This window comes from Salegentibacter flavus (genome assembly GCF_900115145.1).
Lineage (GTDB): Bacteria > Bacteroidota > Bacteroidia > Flavobacteriales > Flavobacteriaceae > Salegentibacter > Salegentibacter flavus.
The window spans coordinates 1-21,460 of the sequence record NZ_FOVL01000004.1; the positions used below are offsets into that span (position 1 = coordinate 1).

Here is a 21,460-nt window from a genome sequence, read left to right on the forward strand (position 1 = left end):
AAGGGTCATCGCAGAGACCTCGTAGCTTGTAAACTGGTAACGCTGAAAAAAGGCGATGTATTTAGTAATGGTGTTGCGTGATAAACCCAAACTTGAACTTATCTGGCGTTTACTGACGCCCTGGCTGTACAACCTAAAAATCTGTTTTATTTTTCGCATATCTATCTGTTTGTTGGCCATGGTCTTTTTTACAAAAAAAGACATTTGGCTTCTTACAAATAGAATCGATTTTTTAGTGGCTCAATTTACTCCGGCTAAAGTGGTTCACTTTGTCCCGGCCAAGGTGGTTCACTTTAATCCGGCCAGGGTGGTATACTATGACCGTTTTTTGCATCTTTGGTAAGCAAAATGATTGAATCTGCATATGCTAATGCAGCAAGATTTTCTGCTAAAGTTGTTTTATAATAATAGGCTCGAGCTTTTTCAAGATTATTGTTTTCTAAGGTAGCTTTTTTTAAATGTATTTTGATCAGCATTCCTAAAGCTGCACTGTCTTCTTCTTCTAACGCATCATATTCCAAATCCTGGATTTCTTCATAGGATAATTTTGTCGTTACTCTTTCTTTACTCATACTAGGCATATCCTGTGAATAGCCATAAAAAGGAATGGCTTCACTTAATGCTATTATTAAATAGACAATGATTGATTTATATGTTGTCGGAATTAGTGCCATACTTAAAATATATTAGGTTGTCCATAGCTGTCGGAACTGGTAAAAAACCCGCTCAAGTAATGTCACTTCCTCAAGTACTATTTCTGCTGTCCCTATTAATTCCTGATGGAGAATCAATTCTTTTCCATAAGAAGTTATTAAACTATCCACATTTAAATAAACAACGTAAGCTGGTACTGTCGCCCTGCTAGGCACCTCTGATATCGAGTTAACACTGGCCTTTATCATTCCCCATTCCCTGTAAGGGTAATTGTCTAATTTTAGATATACCTTTTGGCCTCTAATAATCTGTCCCGAATTTTGAACAGGAACGATACATTTGCCTAACAGATCATTCCTGGTAAATGGAACAATAGTGAATACAACCTCACCTTCTAGAATATTCTGATGTTCACCCCAAACCTGATTAATAGAAAGTCTTCCTGCAACAGGACTTTTTATGATATTTTCATCTTCCCATTCAGTAATACCGTTAAGAAGATTCTGCCTGGCAAAAACCAATTCCGCTTCCTGTATGCTTAATTTCCTTTCTTCCGAAGTCCTTAGGATATCAAGATCACCTTTTGCCTTGCTCTTGTTAGCTTGGATTTGGATCAACTGTTGTTTAAGTAAAGAGTATTGCCGATTTTTCTCTGTATATTCCAACTCCATCTTTTCTAAATCAAATTTTGAGATCACTCCTTTTTCATATAATTGACGATGGCGGTTTATGTTCTCTGCTGAAATAGAAAGACTGCTTTCCATTAAGTGAAACTCCTCTTCTTTAGAATTTAGAATTGATCCCTGGCTAAAAATATTTAGTAGCAACTGTTGCTCTATTGCTTCCTTCTGGCCGATTGTACTTTCTAAAATAAGGGTGTGATACTCTTCTAAAAACCTATTATAAGCTGCCTGCAAGGATGTTCCTAAATTTAAGGTTACCGGAAATTCTGTTATTAATGCTTCCAGAGATAATATCTCTGGAAAATCCTCCATTAATCTTTCTTTTAAGAAAGCAACATCTCTTTGGTTTGCTGGATTATCAAGAACTGCAACAATATCTCCTACTGCTATGGAATCTCCAGGTTTATAAAAAATAGCAGAAAACTTTCCGTCCCTTTTTGCTTTAATTTCAACAGGTGGATTCTTTGAAGTAACCGTTACAGTACCTTCTACTACCTGATTGAAAGAAATTATTCCAGCCAGAAGAAGTACCAGAAAGAAAAATAAAAACATATAGACTGTACCGTGGCGCAGTAAATAACCAGGTTCAATATCTAAAGGATTACTCCCCTTCTTATGATATTCTCTACTTTCCCTCATCTCAAATCTTTAATTGGTTTTTGATCAGGTTATGGTAAACTCCTTTATTTAAAATTAAATCCTGGTGATTACCACTTTCCACAATCTGCCCTTTATTCATAACCAGTATTTGATCAGCATTCATTACGGTTGATAGCCTATGGGCTATAATTACAACCGTTCTGTTTTTATAAAAAGAAGTAAGGTTTTCAGTAATTAATATCTCGTTTTCCGAATCTAATGAGCTGGTGGCTTCGTCCAGGAATAAGTAATCCGGATTTTTGTAAATTGCCCTAGCCAGTAAAATCCTTTGTCTTTCTCCGCCACTAAGGAGCTGTCCATTTTCACCAATCCGTGTCTGATAACCAAGAGGCAGTTTCTCAATGAATTCACTTAGGTTAACCATTTCCGCAGCTTTGCGTAACGACATACGGTCTACGGGAATATCTGGTTTTGATTCCGTAATATTCCTCTCAATTGTATCATTAAAAAGACTTCCGTCCTGCATTACAACTCCACATCTACTCCTCCACAGGGATGTATTAATATCTCTAAGATCTTCTTCTCCAACTCTCAGATAACCTTTCCAGGGTTTATAAAATTTTAGAAGCAATTTTAACAAAGTTGTCTTTCCTGAACCACTAGAACCCACAACTGCAGTGATCTTTCCTTTTGGAATTGTTATATTGAGATCATTTAGTAAGGGTGACAATGAAGGGTTTCCATATCCAAAACTAAGATTCCTTAGATGAAGATCGCCTTCGGGTTTAAAATTGTCGTACCTTCTCTTACTATCTTCAGGTATTTGATTATGTACCTCAGACAATCTGTTAAAAGAGAGTCTGGCACTCTGGTAATCTGTAAGAAAATTAATGATATTGGAAATAGGCAAGGAAAGACTTCCTATAATAAATTGAATGGCCAACATAGCCCCTAAAGTGATTTGACCTGTGATCACGGCTTTTGCAGACCAGAAAATTATCAAAATGTTGGTTAATTCATTTAGGAATAGCCCACCTTTGATTTGTGTCTGCCCTACACCTAAAATCTTTGACTTTAACTTAAAAAGACTATTTTGATTAATTTCCCACTCCCTCTTCCTCCTGTTTTCAGAATTATTTAATTTAATTTCTGAAACTGCTAGTATTATCTGTAGAAATAGAGATTGGTCTTTCCTGTTAAGATCGAAAAGCTGGTTATCCAGAAGTTCCTTTTTCTTCATAAATAACAGGGACCACCCGAAAAATAAAGAAGTTCCTGTAAAAAATATAAGTGCTATATAGGGATGGAAGTAGAACAAAACTATTCCAAATACAACAATAGAAAAGATATCAAAAGGGATATTTAATCCACGTCCGTTTAGAAAATCGTCTATCCTTTGATGATCATAAATTCTTTGCATAAAATCTCCTGTGGTTTTTGATTCAAAATATGCTATAGGAAGTTTCATTAATTTTCCCAAAAAATCTGAAAGCATTTGAATATTTACACGAGTACTTATATACAGCAGAATCCAATCTCTAATTACTTCTGATATTGAACGAGTTAAAAACAAAAAGAACTGTGATAATAAAATAAGGTTGATGAAACCAAAATCTTCATAATTTATTCCATAATCCACCAGACTCTGTGTAAGGAAAGGAAGCATTAATTGAATAGTGGCCGCAATTATTAAACCGAGGAGTAACTGGTTTATATATGCCTTATAAGGTTTGAGATATTCAAGAAGGAATCCTAAACCATCTTTCTTCTCCATTTCCGGAGGTTCCTCGTCTAAGAAATGATCAGTGGGCTCTACAAGAAGAAGGACACCCTGTTCATTTTCAGCCTCTGCCCATTTCCCGATGAATGCACTATGCCGGTATTTCAACCTGCCATAAGCCGGGTCAGAAACATAAATAAACTTGTTGCTAACTTTATAGATAATTATAAAGTGATTCCCCTCCCAATGGGCAATAGCAGGAAGAGGTACTTCTGAAATTAATTCCTGAAAATCTGCTTTTATTCCGACAGATTCTATTCCCAATTTACTTAATGCTTCAGAAAGCCCTTCCATAGAAGCCCCATCCCTTTGTAGAAAAGAGATTTGTCGTAAATATTCCAGATCATATTTCTTCCCGAAGAATTCCGTGAGCATCTTTATACATGATGGCCCACAATCCATCTGATCCAGTTGACGATATACAGGAAAATCGACAGTCCTAAACATAACAAATAAAACTAATTACACTTAAATTTAATTTGGAATTGAATAGGATTTATCTCAAATAAAAGCCGATTTATAAATCACGTTCTTTTGGAAAAGAATTAGGGGTGTATTCTTTTCTTTAATGTTGCCAAGGGTAGGTTAAATTAACCTTGAACAAATATTTGAATCCTCCAATCACTTGGGCTGCAGAAATTTAAGAAATAAAATTTAATATTTATAAAAAAAATCATCATCAAAAAGAGAAATTTTGAAACAATTAATATTTGAAAAATGGGGGTAAAATTAATATCGATTTCACCCCCTTATTTTCTGGTTATTCAAGATGCTGCATTCGGATTTTGAGAAGTATTTACTTCTTTCCTTTGTTTAATAATTCCTTTTAAAGCATTCATATCCTGACTCACCTTGTTTTCCAAAACTCTGGCATAAATTTGGGTTGTTGAAATTTTTGTATGTCCTAAAAGTCTGGAAACCGTTTCAATAGGCACCCCATTACTTAAAGTTACGGTGGTTGCAAATGTATGCCTGGCCATATGGAAGGTGAGATTCTTTTTTAAGCCACATAGAATAGCAACTTCTTTTAGATAGACATTTAATTTCTCATTAGTAATTACAGGTAATAGCGTACCAGAGACCATTGTCATAGGATGGTTTTCATATTTCTTTATCAGCTCTAAAGCAGGGTCAAGTAATGGAATCCTAATAGGTGTTTTAGTCTTCTGTCGCTGTGTAACAATCCAATTATTGCGGTCTATCCCAATAGAAATATGATCTAATGTGAGTTTCATTATATCAACATAACTTATTCCGGTATAACAGCTAAAGACAAAAAGGTCTCGTACACGTTCTAACCTTTCAACCGGAAATTCATAGGTTTCCAAATTTGATAATTCATTAGCTGATAAAAATTCGCGTTTCGTATTCTCAAAGGTGTTTTTCCAACGTCTAAAAGGATCTTTATCTATCCACTCCATATTATAAGCTAGCGTAACCATTTTTCGCAACCGCTGAATATGCTTCATAACGGTATTATGCTTCATGGCTTTTGGGTGACCTTTGGGATAATAGGAATTAAGAAAATTTTCAAAATCACATAGGAACTTATAATCAAGTTCTCTAAGATATACATCAGAAGTCTTTCTATCCACCTTTAAGAATTTTTGGATATATCCTTCAGTTATTTTGAAATTCTTGATAGTTCCCTGAGCTAAAGTATGTTCTGTTTTCCTGGAATGGTAGTCTATAAGGTTTTGAAGTGATTTAGATTCCTCAACTTCTCCCAGGTAGGTAGCCTTGATTAACTTTGCCGTAATTAGCTTACCCTTAAACAATAAATCCTGATAGCATTGGAAAAGCCTGGATTGAACTTGGTCCAAATACTGGTTTAATTGCTTTGCTTCAGTAGATTTTCCCCGTGCCCTTTTTTTTACGGGATCCCATAAATGAAAAGAAATTTTCCTTTTTAAACTGATGGTGGATCTTTTTTGGTTTACCGTAATTCTAACATATATAATTACCTTATCACCGATAATTTTTTTAGGGTTAACCAAAAATAGAATTGAAAATGTGTTTGACGTACTCATAGTTGTCATCTTTTTTAATTAAACAATTAATATTCAGATGAAGTCAAATCAACTATATAGTCCAACAAAAAATTTTCTCCAAAAGACACCTAAGGTGTCTTTTAAAAATTCAGGTGTCTTTTAGCTATCTTTTTAATTCAAATTACATCAAATTAAATGAATGCCCGAAACCTAAAAAACCACGCTAATCCTAAGATTTGCGTGGTTTTGATAAGATTTGTTAATCTTAAGAGTGACCTTGCCAGGATTCAAACCTGGAACCTCCTGAGCCGTAATCAGGTGCGCTATTCAGTTGCGCCACAAGGCCTTTTAATATTGCTTTTCCTACTTGGTTAAGCGGCTGCAAATATATTGTTTATTTTAAATTCTAAAAAAGAAACTATAAGTTTTTTTAAACTAAATTATCTCCGCGCTCAGTCCGGCATCAAGCAACTTGGAACATCGCGGTTTTAGATCTTCATATGATCCCGTTTTTACGGTACATTTCCCTTTGTAATGAACAAGTAGAGAACATTGTTCAGCTTGCTCAGGGGTATGATCACAGGCGTAAATGAGAGTTTCTATAACGTGATCGAAAGTATTATAATCATCATTATACAAAACGATCTCATTCTGCTTTTTCTTTTCAGATTTTCTAACAACTTTTTCTAAAACTTCTTCCTTAGTACTCATCATCATCAAATTTTAGGACCTCAAAGGTAATAAAAATCTCATTTAGAAAACTTTACCGCTACCCAGTTATTTCTCTCGAGATGCTCCACATATTTTAAACCAAGCTCCTCGCAGGATTTCCTGATAGCCGATACATCCTCCTCATAAAATCCACTTAGAAATAATTCCCCATTAGCTTCCAGGGATGCTACATAGACGGGAAGATCGCGTAACAGGATATTCCTGTTAATATTAGCCAGAATTATGTGGTATTTACGACCTTCCAGCAATTCGGCACCCCCTTCTTCCACACTAACATTATCGCAATTATTGCGTTCAACATTTTCCAGACTGTTTTGGTAGCACCAGTTATCAATATCGATGGCATCTACGATATGTGCCCCTTTCATACTGGCCAAAATGGCAAGTACTCCTGTACCACACCCCATATCCAGCACATTTTTATCGGTGAAGTCATTCTTCAGGATATGCTGTATCATCAAGTGGGTGGTTGCATGGTGACCTGTACCAAAAGACATCTTAGGATCTATTACGATCTCATATTCGGTTTCTGCGGAAGGGTGAAAAGTAGCCCGTATACTACAACGATCGTCTATCACGATAGGTGTGAAATTCTTTTCCCACTCTTCGTTCCAATTTACTTTTTCAATCTCGTTCTTTGAATATGAGATCTCCACCTCATCAGATTGTAGGATATGCACCTGGGCAAGCAAATCTTCTTCATATTCTTCTACCGGAATATAAGCGGTCACACCATCTTCTTCTTCCACAAAACTTTCAAAACCCAGGTAACCCAATTCGGCAATAAGAATCTCTGAACCCGGCTGAAGCGGCTCAATTTTGAACCTGAATTCGAAGTAATTCCCAACCATCTTAGAATGAATTAACTATTTCTATAAAATCTAAGGCTTTTAGGCTGGCTCCACCTATAAGTCCGCCGTCCACATCTTCCTTAGCGAAAATCTCTTTGGCATTGGCCGGCTTAACACTTCCTCCATAAAGGATAGATACATTTTCCGCGATCTCATCATTAAAAGCCTCGGCAATATTCTTTCTTATGAAAGCATGCATTTCCTGGGCTTGCTCTGGGCTGGCTGTTTCTCCTGTTCCAATTGCCCAAACCGGCTCGTAAGCTAATACTATATTTTTCCAGTTCTCCTCAGAAATCTGGTAAAGGCTTTCTTTAAGTTGTTTCGCAACAAGATCAAAATGTTTTTCGCTTTTGCGATCTTCCAATTCTTCGCCAAAACAGAAGATCACACGCATTTCCTGTTCCATGGCAGCGTTCACTTTTTTTGCAAGAATCTCGTTTGTTTCGTGGAAATGTGCCCGACGTTCGCTATGACCAAGAATCACGGTATTAATCCCAATACTTTTTAGCATTTTTGCTGAAACTTCACCGGTAAAGGCTCCGCTTTCTGCCTCATGCATATTCTGGGCAGCCACAATTACAGGAGTATCCTTTAATACTCTAAAAGCCGTATATAAATTTGTAAATGCAGGGGCTACCATTACTTCTGCTTCAGGCTCTTTTACCATTTGCATTTTCAGGTGTCCTAAAAGTTCTTCCGTTTCGGACAGATCATTATTCATTTTCCAGTTTCCGGCAACTATATTTTTTCTCATAATTTCTTGTTTTTCCTCCAGGGGATATTTCACATTCATTTTCTTCGGAAGCAAAACTTCCGCATATCACAAATATATCCAATAGACAGCACATAGGGGTGATGCTCCTGCTTTAATGAGGAGTTTTTAGCATTTCCTTAAAAATTATAGAGAATAACTTATAATTTTATATCGGCAGCATCATACCAATGCTTCTTTTGAGTGATCGTGCCCTGTTCCAGGGTAAGAATTCCTGGATTGGAACGCACAATTGCCTTGAGCGCAGTTTCATCGGTTTGGTAAAAGTCAAAGTTTAGATCGTATCTTTCAATTAGTTTTCGCCGCTCATCTTTTCCAGAAGCAGACAAGCCTACCACGCGATAACCCTTTTTTAAGGCTTCTTCGCTAAGGCTTTTCACTGGCTTGTAACCGTCCCTTTCCGTCTTCCGAAGATCGTAAGCAATTATAAGCAAGACTTTGTCTTCAGCAAGGATCTCATCGGTAATATCCTCTCCATCATCCTCTATCTGAAAATCGGTAACTGGTGGCACATAACCTTCGCTAAGCTGCTTGGTTTCCACGTCGATAAATTCGCCATCAATCTGGGGATATTCACCTCTATTGGTAATAACAAGCTCTTCCCCATCCTGAACGAATTTCCATTTATATTCAAAAACAGCCTTTGGCGCATCTTCCGGAACTTCCATCTGTTCCTTGATGTTATTACCCACTTTATAGGCCCGGAAATCGAAAACCGGCAGGTGCATCAGTACATAATAGGCAAACATAAAACTCAGCATAAAAAACAGGAAGATGATCCACCTGTGAGAAACCGGTGCCAGCACAGGAGTAAGATATTTTATTTTTACGAAGAGGAATATGATAAGCACCAACAGGATCACATCTTTATAGAAAGACTGCCAGGGCGTAAGCGGAATCGCATCCCCAAAACAACCGCAATCGGTAACTTTATTGAAATAAGCCGAATAAAAGGTTAAAAAAGTAAAGAAGAGGATCATCAATAGAAGACTCCACATCGTAAATTTGGGCAAATAGCCTATGAGCAGCATAATCCCCAAAACGAGTTCAAATACTACCAAAATGATCGCGATTACCAGCGCAAAAGGAATGAGAAACTCGAGATTGAGCACGTTCTCACCAAAATATTCCTGAAGTTTAAATGAAAAACCTACTGGATCATTGAGTTTAATAAATCCTGAAAAAATAAATAAAACTCCAACCAGTACTCTGGCGATTCCAACAAGTAATTTCATATCGATCTGTTTTTAATTGATTAGTTCCTCCCCGGCTTCAGCAAATAGTATAAGCGCAAAAACTGAATAATTGATCATATCCTGGTAATTGGCATCAATGCCTTCGCTAACGATAGTTTGGCCTTTATTATTCTCAATTTGTTTTACGCGAAGCAGCTTCTGGATAATAAGATCGGTGAGGGAACTAATACGCATATCGCGCCAGGCCTCCCCGTAATCGTGATTCTTATTTTGCATTAGCTGCCGGGTTTCGGCAATTTTTTCGTCGTAAAGTTGTACAGCAGTTTCTGCATCAAGATCGGGTTGGGTAGCCACTCCTTTCTCCAGCTGAATCAAAGCCATCACCGAATAATTAATGATGCCTATAAACTCAGATTTCTCATCTTCATCTACCTTCTTGACATTCGACTCCTGGAGCTGGCGGATGCGCTGTGCTTTGATAAAAATCTGGTCGGTAAGAGACGGGAGCCTCAGGATACGCCAGGCGCTGCCGTAATCTTTCATCTTGTTGGCAAACAACGCACGGCAGGTATCGATCACCGCGTCGTATTGTTTTAAGGTATGCTGCATTTAGAAATTCTAATTTGCGTAAATTTCGACAAATAATTCAGATAGCCAAAATTTAATGAATAGCTCTGGAAAGAGTGTATTTATAAAAATACCAAAAACTTAATTATTAATGACGATAAACTGCAAAGGCAACCTCATAGATCTCTCTAAGCCAAAGGTGATGGGAATTCTCAACCTCACTCCTAATTCTTTCTATGCTGAAAGCAGAATCGCGGAAGAACCTGTCCTTCTCAAGAAAGCAGAAAAAATGCTGAAAGAGGGTGCAACCTTCATTGATATTGGTGGTTACAGCAGTCGCCCGGATGCCGATGATGTTTCCAAAGAGGAAGAACTTAATAGGGTACTTCCGGCCATTGACCTTCTTATTGAAAATTTTCCAGAGATCATAATATCCGTAGATACTTTTAGGGCAGAGGTTGCAGAGAAAAGCATTAAAGCAGGAGCGGCTATTATCAATGATATTTCTGCAGGCAGCCTGGATGAAGAGATGATGACTATCGCAGCAAAGCACCAGGTGCCTTATATTATGATGCATATGCGCGGCACGCCAAAGACAATGCAAAGCCTAACCGACTACAATGACCTTACCCGGGATATCATTTATTATTTTTCAGAAAAAATTAAGCTCGCCCACCAACACGGCATAAACGATATTATTACCGACCCCGGATTCGGTTTTGCCAAAACCACCTCGCAAAACTTTGAACTCTTTAAAAATCTGGAACTCTTTAAAAACCTTGATCAGCCCTTCCTGGTAGGTATTTCCCGGAAGTCTATGATCTACAAAAGCCTGGGTATTAACGCACAGGAAGCCCTCAATGGAACCACTGTACTTAACAGCCTGGCATTGTCCAAGGGAGCTTCTATTTTGCGGGTTCACGATGTAAAGGAAGCCGTAGAATGTGTAAAATTATACTCGCAGGTGTGCTAATACTCCTTAATTTTCTATTTTTACACAAAAGCCCTTTAATTTGGATATTCTAAATCTGCGCATTCTTGATATTGTAGATATCGTTCTTGTCGCACTCCTGTTGTTCTATCTTTACAAGCTTATTAAGGGAACTGTAGCAGTAAACATCTTTATTGGGATCGTAATTGTTCTGCTTTTTGGAATGGTCACCCAGTTGTTGCAGATGGAACTTTTAAGCAGCGTGCTTGGAGAGTTCATTGGCCTGGGAATGTTCGCCTTAATCGTAGTTTTTCAACAGGAGATCCGGAAATTCCTTTTAATGATTGGCTCCACCAATTTCACTCAGAGAGGAAAGTTTTTTAAGAATTTACGTTTCATCAAGGATGACCTTGAAACCAGCACCAATGTTGAGGCCATTGTAAGTGCCTGCGAAAGTATGGGGCGCACTTATACCGGGGCCCTAATGGTAATTCAGAAAAGCACCAACCTTGATTTTGTAAAGAATTCAGGAGATGATATGTATATCGAACTCAACCAACCCATCATTGAATCTATCTTTTACAAAAACTCACCCTTGCATGATGGTGCGATGATTATTGAAGATAACAGGATAACCGCGACCCGGGTGATTTTACCGGTATCCAACGATAGAGCAATTCCCCTGCGTTTTGGACTGAGACACCGTGCAGCGGTAGGCATTACCGAAAAAACCGATGCTCTGGCCCTGGTGGTTAGCGAGGAAACCGGGCAAATCTCTTACATAAAAGACGGAGAATTTGTGATGTTCGAAAACACCAAAGAACTCACAGAAAAAATTAAGGAAGACCTTAGTTAACCCAGAGGCTCCTCAGCCATAAACTGCACCTCATAAAGATTTCGGTAATAGCCCTTTTCCTTTTTAAGCAATTCGGAATGTGTGCCTATTTCCACAATTTCACCTTCATCCATCACGATAATTTTGTCAGCCTTTTTAATGGTCGCCAACCTGTGTGCGATGACGATTGAAGTACGTCCCTGGGTGATCTTATCAGTAGCTTTCTGGATGAGAATCTCGCTATAAGTGTCTACAGAAGAGGTAGCCTCATCCAATACCAGTATACTCGGATTACTCATATAAGCCCGCAGAAAAGAGATTAATTGCCGCTGGCCGGAGGAAAGCATTATCCCTCGTTCCTTTACGTTGTAATGATAGCCGCCCGGCAGCGTATTAATAAATTCGTGTATCCCGATCTGTTTTGCGGCGGTCACCACATCTTCTTCCGAAATTTTAGGGTCGTTCAGCGTGATATTGTGCAAAATGGTATCTGCAAATAAAAATACATTCTGAAGCACTACCGCAATTTGTGATCGCAGGGATTTAAGATTTATATCTCTGATATCGGTCCCGTCAACCAGGATCTTCCCGCTGTCTATTTCGTAAAACCGGTTTAGCAGGTTGATTATAGTAGATTTCCCAGCGCCGGTTGCACCAACAATCGCGACGGTTTCTCCGGGTTCAGCTTTAAAGGAGATACCTTTCAACACTTCTTCATCGTCAACATAACTAAAGCGAACATCTTTAAATTCGATCTCGCCACTAAGATTTGTCACTTCTATTTTCCCTTCATCCTTAATAGAAGATTCAGTATCCAAAATTCCGAAGACACGATTAGCAGCGACCATTCCCATTTGCAGGGTATTAAATTTGTCCGCGATTTGCCGCAGCGGCCTGAATAGCATCTGGGAAAGTTCAATAAAAGCAACGATAATACCCAGGGTAATCACATCGCCTTCTACAGCCCTTAAGCCTCCAAACCATACAATAAGACCAATGGTAATAGAAGTGGCCATCTCGGCGATTGGGAAGAAAATAGAGTTATACCATACGGTCTTCACCCAGGCATTACGATGTTTATCGTTAATTTCTTTAAAGTTTTCATATTCGGCTTTTTCACGGGTAAAAAGCTGTACGATCTTCATTCCGGTAATGCGTTCCTGTACGAAAGTGTTCAGGTTTGCCACTTCGGTGCGCACTTCTTCAAAAGCCACTTTCATCTTACGCTGAAACACCCTGGTGGCGTACATAATTATAGGCAAAACGGTGAGAACCAGCAAGGTTAACTGCCAGCTCTGGTAAAACATAAACGCGACAACCACCAGCATTTTAAGAATATCGCTAATAATCATAAACAGTCCCTGGCTAAAGATGCTGGCAATAGTTTCAATATCGCTTACCGCTCGCGTTACGAGTCGTCCTACCGCAGATTTATCGTAGTAAGCCATTTTAAACCGAAGCATATGCCTGAAAAGATTCACCCGGAGATCGCGAACAACTTCCTGCCCCAGCCAGTTTGCGTAGTAGATAAAGAGAAACTGAAAAATAACTTCCAAAAGAAGTATCCCGGCCATAAGAGATACAAAGAATACCAGGTTCTCATATTCAGCCGGCATAATTGCATCATCAATGGTAACCCTAAGCAGATATGGCCTGAGCACCGCAAAGAAAGAAAGCAATACAGCGGCAACTCCTACAAAATAAAAGGTTATCTTATAAGGGTTGGTGTATTTAAGCAGGCGCTTAAACAAATTAAAATCGAATGCATTTCCTGAATTAGATGCCATTTACTCTACTGCTATTTTTGGATAAGTAACTTCTGTAAGATAAAGAGCCTTTGCAGGCACCGAGGTACCGGCCTTACTCCTGTCTTCACTTTTAATTATTTCGTGCAAGTTATCCACCGAGGTTTTCCCCAATCCTATTTCAATTAAACTCCCAACGATGGCTCGCACCATATTCCGCAAAAACCTGTCGGCCGTGATACTGAATTTTAAAACACCTCCATCCCACTCCCAATGGGCCTGCTCAATTTTGCAATTATAAGTTTTTACATCGGTTCTCGACTTTGAAAAACACTTAAAGTTAGTATAAGTTTTCAAAATCTCTGCGGCTTCATTCATTTTATCTACATCAAGACTATTCTTAATAAAGTACGCGCGATCCATCAAAAAAGGATCTTTTTTATTAATTATAAGATACTCATAGCTTCGGCTTAAAGCATCAAACCGGGCGTGAGCCAAGGGCTTAACCTCAAAGATATCATATACAGCAATATCTTTAGGCAACATAGAATTGAGTTTATGCTGAAGCTGTTTTGTATCTATTCTTTCCTGAATATCGAAGTGGGCAAAGATCTGCTTTGCATGTACTCCGGCATCTGTCCTGCCTGCACCGATTATTTCTATTGTCTTTTGAAATAATTTAGCAAGGGCTGTTTCTACCTTCTCCTGTACCGAAGCTGCATCAGGTTGGTTTTGCCAGCCGTGATACATTTTTCCAAAATATGCCAATTCTATAAAATACCTCAAGTGAATGCGATTATTTTTCTATATTTTCGAACTGCAAAGATAAGGCAATTATCAGAAGCTGAAATCTTCCCCACCCGGGGATTTAAATAAGTTTAAACCAGAAAAAATAGTTTTGAAAAAAATCCTGCTTTTAAGCGACACTCATACGTATATTGACGAAAGAATCCTCCACTATGCCACCCAGGCCGACGAAATTTGGCACGCCGGAGATATTGGAACCCTTGCAGTAACCGATGCCTTGCAAAAACTTAAACCGCTGAAAGCTGTATATGGAAATATTGACGGAGCTGAGATAAGAAGAGAGTTTCCGCTTCACCAACGATTTATGTGTGAAGGAGTAGATGTTTGGATTACCCATATTGGAGGATACCCAGGAAAATATTCTCCGGCAATAAGGGAAGAAATTGGAGAAAACCCTCCTAAACTTTTTATCTGCGGACATTCCCATATTCTGAAGGTGATGAACGACAAACAATTAAACTTGCTTCACATGAATCCTGGCGCAGCCGGGAAACAGGGCTTTCATAAAAAAAGAACGATGCTGCGGTTTAAAATTGAAGGAGAAAATATTTCTGATTTGGAAGTGATCGAATTAGAATAGAAAAAGTTGGCAGTTAGAATTGGGTAGTTTCAAGAAGACCATAAAATTATTCAAAAAGCGCTATTTACTAAATTCAGTATTTTTTCTACTGTAGAGTAGAATGATTGAATCCTTTTGCCTCACTATGGTGAGATCCTGAATCGAGTTAAGGATAACAAAAGTAATTGTGAAGTGAACGTCATACCGGGCCTGACCCGGTATCTCATCCTCATGATACTATTTTGCCTCGTCCACAACAAATAGGCTTGATCCGTTTTTTAATGATTAGTCACAGTGGGCAATGAGCGGTTTTAGTGATTATTATAAACTAAAAAACCCGAAGCTTTCGCTCCGGGTTTTCACGCACTAATACTACTAAGATGATAGGCTTATCGTAATCGGTCCACAGATTTTACGAGATCTTCGTCCTTTTTAATGGACTTATTAGCCAAAACAAGAAAAACGATAGAAATTATTGGAAGAAACATCCCAATATCCTTCTTTGAGATTATCACCTCTCCGGATAAACTTAGCGACCAATAAACAAACACTCCTAGTAAAAAAAAGTTTAAAAGTATATTTAAACGCCCCAGCACAAACTGAAGCTTTCTGTTTTTGAACATAAAAATACTCACCAGCGATAGCAATGCCGAGGAAATGAACATGATAAAAATCATAAGTTCATTGTTAGCATACACGGGAGCACCCTCTGAATTTTCCCAAAGCGGAAATAAAAAAATCAATCCGCCACTAATGATAGCAGCCAGTAATAAGTAAACAGTCTGTATTCTTTGTAGCATATCGGGGTTACAATTCGCCACAAAAATAACAGATTCTTTAGAAAATTCCACTTTAAATATTAAAATAAAGTCGTATAATTGCAGAAACAAATCGTAACCGGTTCTAAACAGGTTACTTAAGTCTCCAAATTTTTTTCGATTCTTCCACGAGAAGTTTTAATCAACCCAAATACAATTTTATTCTTAATTATTCATGTTTGAAATTTCAGAATTAAAAGCTAAAAAGCTACCTGAACTTCAGGAAATCGCCAAGTCATTGAATGTTCCTAAGTTTAGAAGCCTTAAAAAATCAGATCTGGTTTATCAAATCTTAGATCACCAGGCTGCCAACCCTGCAATCGTTAAGGAAGTTCTGGCCGAGGAGCGCCCAAAAAGCTCCGAAACTTCAGAAAAACCACAAAAGAAAAAAACAGGAAAAATAGGCAGCGAGAAAAAACCGCCAAGACACAGTCAAAAAGACTCTTCTCCAAAAGAAGAAAAACCACGAGCTAAAGCCCAGCCCGAAAAAGAAAAACCTCAGGCCAGGGAAAACAAAAGACCTGATAACCGCTCTTCCAAAGACTCGAGAGACTCCAGGGATGATAATCGCGGGAATCAAAGAGAAAAACAAGATAGCCGTAGTAAAAGTACTTCGAGCCGTGACAATGGAAATCGCGATAACAACAGTCGTGACAATAGTCGCGACGCTGGAAACCGTGACAGTCGCAATCGCTATCGCGAGCCCGATTATGAATTTGATGCAATAATTGAAAGTGAAGGAGTATTGGATATTATGCAGGATAACTATGGTTTCCTGAGATCTTCAGATTATAATTACCTTACTTCTCCAGATGATATTTATGTATCACAATCTCAGATTAGGCTATTTGGTCTTAAAACCGGAGATACGGTTTTAGGGCAGATCCGCCCACCGAAAGAAGGTGAGAAATATTTCCCTTTAATAAAGATCAATAAGATCAACGGTCTGGATCCACAAGTGGTGAGAGACAGGGTTTCTTTTGAACACTTAACCCCACTTTTCCCAAAGGAAAAATTCAATATCGCAGAGAAGCAGAGCTCTATTTCCACAAGAATTATGGACCTCTTCTCTCCTATCGGAAAAGGACAGCGTGGAATGATCGTTTCCCAGCCTAAAACCGGTAAAACAATGTTGCTTAAGGATATCGCCAACGCAATTGCAGCGAATCATCCTGAAGTATACCAAATCGTTCTGCTTATTGATGAACGCCCTGAAGAGGTTACCGATATGCAGCGTAATGTTCGCGGGGAAGTTGTCGCTTCAACTTTTGATAAGGAAGCTCACGAACACGTTCGTGTAGCGAATATTGTATTAGAAAAAGCAAAGCGCCTGGTAGAATGCGGTCACGATGTTGTGATCCTTCTGGATTCTATTACCCGGCTTGCCCGAGCCTACAACACCGTACAACCTGCCAGTGGTAAGGTACTTAGTGGTGGTGTAGATGCCAATGCTCTGCACAAACCAAAGCGTTTCTTTGGTGCTGCCCGTAATATCGAAAATGGTGGTTCATTATCCATTATCGCAACGGCACTTACCGATACAGGTTCCAAAATGGACGAAGTTATCTTTGAAGAATTTAAAGGAACCGGTAATATGGAACTCCAACTGGACAGAAAGATTGCTAACAGGAGAATCTTCCCTGCAATTGATCTTACTTCTTCCAGCACACGTCGCGACGACTTGTTACTGGACGAAAATACTATTCAGCGTATGTGGGTGCTACGTAAATATCTGGCAGATATGAACCCAATTGAAGCGATGGAATTTATTGAGCAACGTTTCAAACAAACCAGGAATAACGAAGAATTCCTGATTTCGATGAATACATAATCTTCAAAAAAAATATAATTTTACAAAAACCGGGATCTTAATTAGATTCCGGTTTTTTTATTTGCCTTTAAGAATCCTCTTCTATCTTGAATAATAATCAATTTTGGATTGATTCAGGATTCAGTAAAAGTTGATTTTCAAAATGATAAATGCTAAAACCGGTTATTTTGAGATAATTTTCTGAGGAATTATGGATCTAAATTCCAGAATTATTTGGAAATTGTTTCCCATTAAGATTATATTTGCATTCGTAATGCGGGAGTAGCTCAGTTGGTAGAGCGTCAGCCTTCCAAGCTGAATGTCGCCGGTTCGAACCCGGTCTCCCGCTCTAAGAAAACCTCTACATATTTTGTGGAGGTTTTTTTGTTTTAAAAAAATTATTTACCGGGTGAGAAGCATGTCCTGAGTGAGCTTGAAAAGCGAATCGAAGGGAACCCGGTCTCCCGCTCTAAGAAACCTCTACATATTTTGTGGAGGTTTTTTTGGTTACCGGGTGAGAAGCATGTCCTGAGTGAGCTTGAAAAGCGAATCGAAGGGAATCCGGTCTCCCGCTCTAAGAAAACCTCTACATATTTTGTGGAGGTTTTTCTGACAAATAAAAAATTGGAAATCCCAAAAACCTCTGCGATACAACTAATCAAATCTACCTTCCGGGGCTTATGTTTTTTGTTTCATCCATTTAGAGAGCAAACTTCTATAAAGTCTTGTTAAATGCCCCTGAAAAAAGAAGTTTTTCTATCAAAATAACCTTATTTTTAGCTTAACAAATAAAAAACCACTATTCAGTATTATGAAAGATAAACCCGGAAAGATTCAGGATTTAATAGATGCAAAATTTTTAGAAAAACGCAAAGTATTCCTTTGGGGCGATGTGAACGACAAAACCGCTAAGCATGTGATCGATAGGCTTTTATACCTGGACATGGAAAGCGACAAGGAAATTCAGTTTTTTATAAATAGTCCTGGAGGTTTTGTAACCGATGGATTTGCGATCTATGATACTATGCAAAGTCTAAGAAGTCCGGTGTCCACCATTTGCTCAGGCCTGGCAGCTTCAATGGGATCTATCCTTTTATCTGGTGGCACCAAAGGAAGAAGGCTTATTCAACCTCATGGAAAAGTAATGATTCATCAACCTATGGGAGGCGCACGGGGCCAGGCTTCCAATATTGAAATACAGGCGGCCGAAATCCTTAAAATAAAAGAACTGAGCGCGCGCATCCTTTCAGAAAACTGTGGGCAGCCTATTGAAAAAGTAATGAAAGATTTTAACCGCGATTACTGGATGAATGCAGAGGAATCTATTGATTACGGAATCGTAGATGATATTTTAAAAAAATAATATGGATATTAAACATAAAGAAACCGAAACTCGGGGAATGTTTTATCTGGAAAACAATGATGGTGTATATGCCGAACTCACCTATACACATAAAGACAACGGTATTCTCACCATAGACCATACTGAAGTTATTCAAAATATGGAGGGACAGGGTATAGCAGGAAAACTGCTTAAAAGAACTGTGGAATATGCACGGAAACAAGGACTAAAAATAGACCCACTTTGCCCTTATGCCGAGGTACAGTTTGAACGAAATGAATCTTACCAGGACGTAAAAGCAGTTTAGTTTGGGAAGCCTATCCCCTATTTCCTGATTTATCGCTCCAAAATAACCTACATGAAAATTTTTAGATTTTTCTTCTACTTATCTCTGATTGCAATTCTTGCGGTATCCTGTAAGAATAACAACAAAGAGCCTGGGATAGAGACCATAAACGCTCCAGATACCGAAGAGGTTAAAAAACTTTCTTCGGCAACAAATATGGAAGAAAAAATTCAGCAATGGCAAAAGGAGACTGCTAATTCGGGTATTCAGCTGGAAAACATACGACTGGTTGATAGTTTTTATTCTCAGCAGGAATATCAGCCGGTATGGAGCAATCGGGAATTACGTGAAGATCTCTACCGAAGTATTGAGAACGCTCCAAACCACGGGCTCCGGTTTAAAGATTACCATGGGGACTACCTGGAAATGGCCTTATCTAATCTTGCTACCCTTGATCAAGAGGAAAAAGTCCTATTGGAACTTGTACTCACCGATGCTTTCTTCACCTACGGAAGGCATCTGAATTCAGGAAAATTAAATCCGAAAAAACTCTACACCATCTGGGATATTGATAGCAATAAGACCGACTTATTCCAGCTGTTCGAAAAAGCTATTTCAGAAAACAGTATTTCTACTACCCTGGAAGACCTGGCTCCAAAACATATAGTTTACAAAGGACTTCAAAAATCACTTAAGGATTATCGCGCTTTAATAGAAATGGAGGAAAACTCAACACAGGCCCAAAACGGAGAAAGCATTAAACCGGGAGACACCAGTTCAAGAATGGCATTGATTGCGCTGCGGCTGCAGGAACTGAATTTTATAGACAGCATTCCACCGAATTCAACCCATGAGTATAACAAGAATTTACAGGAAGCTATACGGAAGTTTCAGGAACACCACGGAATAGAAACCGATGCTGTAATAGGCAGAGGAACAATCTCAGAACTCAATAAAACTCACAAAGAGCGTTACGAACAGATATTAGTAAATATGGAGCGCTGGCGATGGCATCCTCAGGACCTCGGTGATCATTATATTATCGTAAATATTCCTAATTACAGGCTACACTTAGTCAAAGGAAAAGATACGATTAGCAGTAACCGTGTGATGGTGGGAACTGAAGCTCGTAAAACCCCTGTTTTTTCAGATAAAATAGAACACATAGTCTACAACCCTACCTGGACCATCCCTCCTACAATAAAAAAGAATGATGTAATCCCGGCAGCGAAAAGAAACATTTCCTATCTCACCAGTAGAAATATGTCCGTTTTTGACGGGAGTGGCCGCAAATTAAATCCTTCAGAAATAAACTGGAATAGCCGGGAGGTGATGAATTATACCTACCGGCAGGAAGCCGGACCTGCCAATCCATTGGGGAAAGTCAAGATAATTTACCCTAACAGGTATTCTATTTACCTGCACGACACGCCGTCTAAAAAGCTTTTTGAGAAAAACTCCAGGGCTCAGAGCTCAGGTTGTGTTAGAGTTGAAGGAGTATTAGACCTGGCCGAATATTTATTGAACGACCAGGAAAAGTATACTTCAGAAAAAATTCAGGAGATTCTGGATTCAGGAAGAACCACGACCATCAAGATAACCAAGGATTTAAAAGTTTATCATCTTTACTGGACGGCCTGGCGTGAAGGCGATGAAACCCGATTTGCCGAGGACATTTACAAACAGGATAAAGAAATCATGCAGCTGCTTATGAATTAAGCAACTGGGAATTTTCCAGGTAATTTTTATCTTCTTTGTGAATGTAAATTACAGACTCTCCCTTAATTCTTTCAATAAGGGTTTTGGCAATAGTATTTGGAACCGCAGGGCAACCATAACTTCTACCTAAACGCCCAATCCTGTCTATGAAAGATGGCTCGGCATAATCTGCACCGTGAATCACAACATAGCGTTTTCTGGCGTTATGATTAAAACCTTTTTCCTGCCCGTCTAAATAAAGGGAAAGTCCGTTTTTCCCATAATAAGTTTTTCCGGTTACATAAAATCCAAGAGAACTTTGCAGGGAATTAACCGTATTAGAAAATTTAGTGGCAAATTCGCCCCCTGTATTTTTTCCGTGAGAAACGTAAGTGTGAAATACTACATTTTTGGTAGTCATATCAAGAATCCACATTCTTTTTGTGGTAGAAGAAAGACCAAAATCGATAACGGTTAGTAGTTGATTATCTACTTTACCTTTTTCCTCCAGTTTTGAATATCCTGTCATTGCTCTCTCAAATACATTTAAAGCAGGCATGCTTGCACTGTTTTCAGCAAATTCACCATAAACTGTTGCTACCTTTTCAGAAAAAGTTTCAATTTCATCGGAAGCCAATGCTGCGGAAGCAGGAGCTTCAGTATTGGAGTCTAAAGTTGTGGGTAAATTAGAGGAAGTTGTAAATGCGAAGGAAAATAGAAGTATTCCGGTAATGGTTAAGATCTTATGAATCATAGGCGAAATATAAAGTTTTTGTTGTTCTGTTAATTTATTCCAAATGATA

General features: G+C 38.6%; 21 protein-coding genes and 2 tRNA genes. 8 read left to right on the top strand and 15 right to left on the bottom strand.

Annotated features, from left to right (window positions below; translation table 11 throughout):
- The 11 genes from BM266_RS04520 to BM266_RS04570 all read right to left on the bottom strand — a co-directional run.
- The coding region (locus BM266_RS04520; protein ID WP_317040950.1) for a helix-turn-helix domain-containing protein at positions 1-204 on the bottom strand (204 nt) is incomplete at its 3' end.
- Between the two features lie 89 nt (positions 205-293).
- The gene (locus tag BM266_RS04525) at positions 294-674 is read right to left on the bottom strand and encodes a hypothetical protein (RefSeq protein ID WP_093406452.1); all 381 of its coding nucleotides are present in this window, start codon (positions 672-674) and stop codon (positions 294-296) included.
- 12 nt (positions 675-686) lie between these two features.
- The gene (locus tag BM266_RS04530) at positions 687-1,976 is read right to left on the bottom strand and encodes an HlyD family secretion protein (RefSeq protein WP_093406455.1); all 1,290 of its coding nucleotides are present in this window, start codon (positions 1,974-1,976) and stop codon (positions 687-689) included.
- A 1-nt stretch (position 1,977) separates the two neighbouring features.
- On the bottom strand, positions 1,978-4,164 hold the full coding sequence (locus tag BM266_RS04535; protein ID WP_093406458.1) for a peptidase domain-containing ABC transporter: 2,187 nt from the start codon (positions 4,162-4,164) through the stop codon (positions 1,978-1,980).
- A 317-nt stretch (positions 4,165-4,481) separates the two neighbouring features.
- On the bottom strand, positions 4,482-5,747 hold the full coding sequence (locus BM266_RS04540; protein WP_175494753.1) for a site-specific integrase: 1,266 nt from the start codon (positions 5,745-5,747) through the stop codon (positions 4,482-4,484).
- Positions 5,748-5,980: 233 nt separating this feature from the next.
- Positions 5,981-6,054: transfer RNA gene (locus BM266_RS04545), tRNA-Arg, on the bottom strand.
- A gap of 89 nt (positions 6,055-6,143) precedes the next feature.
- Complete coding sequence (locus BM266_RS04550; protein ID WP_093406819.1) at positions 6,144-6,419, bottom strand: ATP-dependent Clp protease adaptor ClpS; 276 nt, start codon at positions 6,417-6,419, stop codon at positions 6,144-6,146.
- A 38-nt stretch (positions 6,420-6,457) separates the two neighbouring features.
- Complete coding sequence (gene prmA / locus BM266_RS04555) at positions 6,458-7,291, bottom strand: 50S ribosomal protein L11 methyltransferase (protein ID WP_093406463.1); 834 nt, start codon at positions 7,289-7,291, stop codon at positions 6,458-6,460.
- A 1-nt stretch (position 7,292) separates the two neighbouring features.
- Positions 7,293-8,045 (bottom strand): triose-phosphate isomerase, encoded by a 753-nt coding sequence (gene tpiA / locus BM266_RS04560; RefSeq protein ID WP_093406822.1) that lies wholly within the window; start codon positions 8,043-8,045, stop codon positions 7,293-7,295.
- 158 nt (positions 8,046-8,203) lie between these two features.
- A complete protein-coding gene (locus BM266_RS04565; protein ID WP_093406465.1) occupies positions 8,204-9,298 on the bottom strand; it encodes a BT_3928 family protein in 1,095 nt (364 codons plus the stop codon).
- Between the two features lie 12 nt (positions 9,299-9,310).
- The gene (locus BM266_RS04570; protein ID WP_093406468.1) at positions 9,311-9,868 is read right to left on the bottom strand and encodes a DUF1599 domain-containing protein; all 558 of its coding nucleotides are present in this window, start codon (positions 9,866-9,868) and stop codon (positions 9,311-9,313) included.
- 109 nt (positions 9,869-9,977) lie between these two features.
- Between BM266_RS04570 and folP the strand changes: the two genes are divergently transcribed.
- Complete coding sequence (gene folP / locus BM266_RS04575; protein WP_093406470.1) at positions 9,978-10,799, top strand: dihydropteroate synthase; 822 nt, start codon at positions 9,978-9,980, stop codon at positions 10,797-10,799.
- 40 nt (positions 10,800-10,839) lie between these two features.
- Positions 10,840-11,613 (top strand): diadenylate cyclase CdaA, encoded by a 774-nt coding sequence (gene cdaA / locus BM266_RS04580; RefSeq protein WP_093406473.1) that lies wholly within the window; start codon positions 10,840-10,842, stop codon positions 11,611-11,613.
- Here cdaA and BM266_RS04585 read toward each other — a convergent pair.
- Together BM266_RS04585 and truA are read right to left on the bottom strand one after the other, a co-directional pair.
- On the bottom strand, positions 11,610-13,379 hold the full coding sequence (locus BM266_RS04585) for an ABC transporter ATP-binding protein (RefSeq protein WP_093406475.1): 1,770 nt from the start codon (positions 13,377-13,379) through the stop codon (positions 11,610-11,612). The two genes, cdaA and BM266_RS04585, sit on opposite strands and share 4 nt — an antisense overlap.
- A complete protein-coding gene (truA, locus tag BM266_RS04590; protein WP_093406477.1) occupies positions 13,380-14,123 on the bottom strand; it encodes a tRNA pseudouridine(38-40) synthase TruA in 744 nt (247 codons plus the stop codon). It abuts the gene before it with no gap.
- Positions 14,124-14,235: 112 nt separating this feature from the next.
- Here truA and BM266_RS04595 point away from each other — a divergent pair, with 112 nt between their 5' ends.
- Positions 14,236-14,724, top strand: a complete 489-nt coding sequence (locus BM266_RS04595; protein ID WP_093406480.1) for a metallophosphoesterase family protein — start codon at positions 14,236-14,238, stop codon at positions 14,722-14,724.
- Positions 14,725-15,092: 368 nt separating this feature from the next.
- On the opposite strand, the gene BM266_RS04600 is transcribed toward BM266_RS04595, so the two are convergent.
- Positions 15,093-15,503, bottom strand: coding sequence for a DUF4293 domain-containing protein (locus tag BM266_RS04600; protein WP_093406824.1), 411 nt, complete (start codon positions 15,501-15,503; stop codon positions 15,093-15,095).
- 193 nt (positions 15,504-15,696) lie between these two features.
- On the opposite strand from BM266_RS04600, the gene rho reads away from it, so the two are divergent.
- The 5 genes from rho to BM266_RS04625 all read left to right on the top strand — a co-directional run bounded on the left by rho (position 15,697) and on the right by BM266_RS04625 (position 20,678).
- Positions 15,697-17,352, top strand: a complete 1,656-nt coding sequence (gene rho / locus BM266_RS04605; protein ID WP_093406484.1) for a transcription termination factor Rho — start codon at positions 15,697-15,699, stop codon at positions 17,350-17,352.
- A 255-nt stretch (positions 17,353-17,607) separates the two neighbouring features.
- Positions 17,608-17,680, top strand: a tRNA-Gly gene (locus BM266_RS04610).
- Positions 17,681-18,142: 462 nt separating this feature from the next.
- A complete protein-coding gene (locus BM266_RS04615; protein WP_093406487.1) occupies positions 18,143-18,694 on the top strand; it encodes a ClpP family protease in 552 nt (183 codons plus the stop codon).
- 1 nt (position 18,695) lies between these two features.
- Positions 18,696-18,980: a GNAT family N-acetyltransferase gene (locus BM266_RS04620; RefSeq protein ID WP_093406489.1), complete on the top strand. Its 285-nt coding sequence runs from the start codon at positions 18,696-18,698 to the stop codon at positions 18,978-18,980.
- 51 nt (positions 18,981-19,031) lie between these two features.
- The gene (locus tag BM266_RS04625; RefSeq protein ID WP_093406492.1) at positions 19,032-20,678 is read left to right on the top strand and encodes a L,D-transpeptidase family protein; all 1,647 of its coding nucleotides are present in this window, start codon (positions 19,032-19,034) and stop codon (positions 20,676-20,678) included.
- On the opposite strand, the gene BM266_RS04630 is transcribed toward BM266_RS04625, so the two are convergent.
- Positions 20,668-21,411 (bottom strand): murein L,D-transpeptidase catalytic domain family protein, encoded by a 744-nt coding sequence (locus BM266_RS04630; RefSeq protein ID WP_093406494.1) that lies wholly within the window; start codon positions 21,409-21,411, stop codon positions 20,668-20,670. The genes BM266_RS04625 and BM266_RS04630 overlap by 11 nt on opposite strands.
- Between the last annotated feature and the right edge of the window lie 49 nt (positions 21,412-21,460).

Bases quoted from the DNA above. Each gene is read 5' to 3' on its own strand.
- BM266_RS04525 (WP_093406452.1), bottom strand. From the start codon at position 674: ATGGCACTAATTCCGACAACATATAAATCAATCATTGTCTATTTAATA.
- BM266_RS04530 (WP_093406455.1), bottom strand. From the start codon at position 1,976: ATGAGGGAAAGTAGAGAATATCATAAGAAGGGGAGTAATCCTTTAGAT.
- BM266_RS04535 (WP_093406458.1), bottom strand. From the start codon at position 4,164: ATGTTTAGGACTGTCGATTTTCCTGTATATCGTCAACTGGATCAGATG.
- BM266_RS04540 (WP_175494753.1), bottom strand. From the start codon at position 5,747: ATGAGTACGTCAAACACATTTTCAATTCTATTTTTGGTTAACCCTAAA.
- BM266_RS04550 (WP_093406819.1), bottom strand. From the start codon at position 6,419: ATGAGTACTAAGGAAGAAGTTTTAGAAAAAGTTGTTAGAAAATCTGAA.
- prmA (WP_093406463.1), bottom strand. From the start codon at position 7,291: ATGGTTGGGAATTACTTCGAATTCAGGTTCAAAATTGAGCCGCTTCAG.
- tpiA (WP_093406822.1), bottom strand. From the start codon at position 8,045: ATGAGAAAAAATATAGTTGCCGGAAACTGGAAAATGAATAATGATCTG.
- BM266_RS04565 (WP_093406465.1), bottom strand. From the start codon at position 9,298: ATGAAATTACTTGTTGGAATCGCCAGAGTACTGGTTGGAGTTTTATTT.
- BM266_RS04570 (WP_093406468.1), bottom strand. From the start codon at position 9,868: ATGCAGCATACCTTAAAACAATACGACGCGGTGATCGATACCTGCCGT.
- folP (WP_093406470.1), top strand. From the start codon at position 9,978: ATGACGATAAACTGCAAAGGCAACCTCATAGATCTCTCTAAGCCAAAG.
- BM266_RS04585 (WP_093406475.1), bottom strand. From the start codon at position 13,379: ATGGCATCTAATTCAGGAAATGCATTCGATTTTAATTTGTTTAAGCGC.
- BM266_RS04600 (WP_093406824.1), bottom strand. From the start codon at position 15,503: ATGCTACAAAGAATACAGACTGTTTACTTATTACTGGCTGCTATCATT.
- rho (WP_093406484.1), top strand. From the start codon at position 15,697: ATGTTTGAAATTTCAGAATTAAAAGCTAAAAAGCTACCTGAACTTCAG.
- BM266_RS04615 (WP_093406487.1), top strand. From the start codon at position 18,143: ATGAAAGATAAACCCGGAAAGATTCAGGATTTAATAGATGCAAAATTT.
- BM266_RS04620 (WP_093406489.1), top strand. From the start codon at position 18,696: ATGGATATTAAACATAAAGAAACCGAAACTCGGGGAATGTTTTATCTG.
- BM266_RS04625 (WP_093406492.1), top strand. From the start codon at position 19,032: ATGAAAATTTTTAGATTTTTCTTCTACTTATCTCTGATTGCAATTCTT.
- BM266_RS04630 (WP_093406494.1), bottom strand. From the start codon at position 21,411: ATGATTCATAAGATCTTAACCATTACCGGAATACTTCTATTTTCCTTC.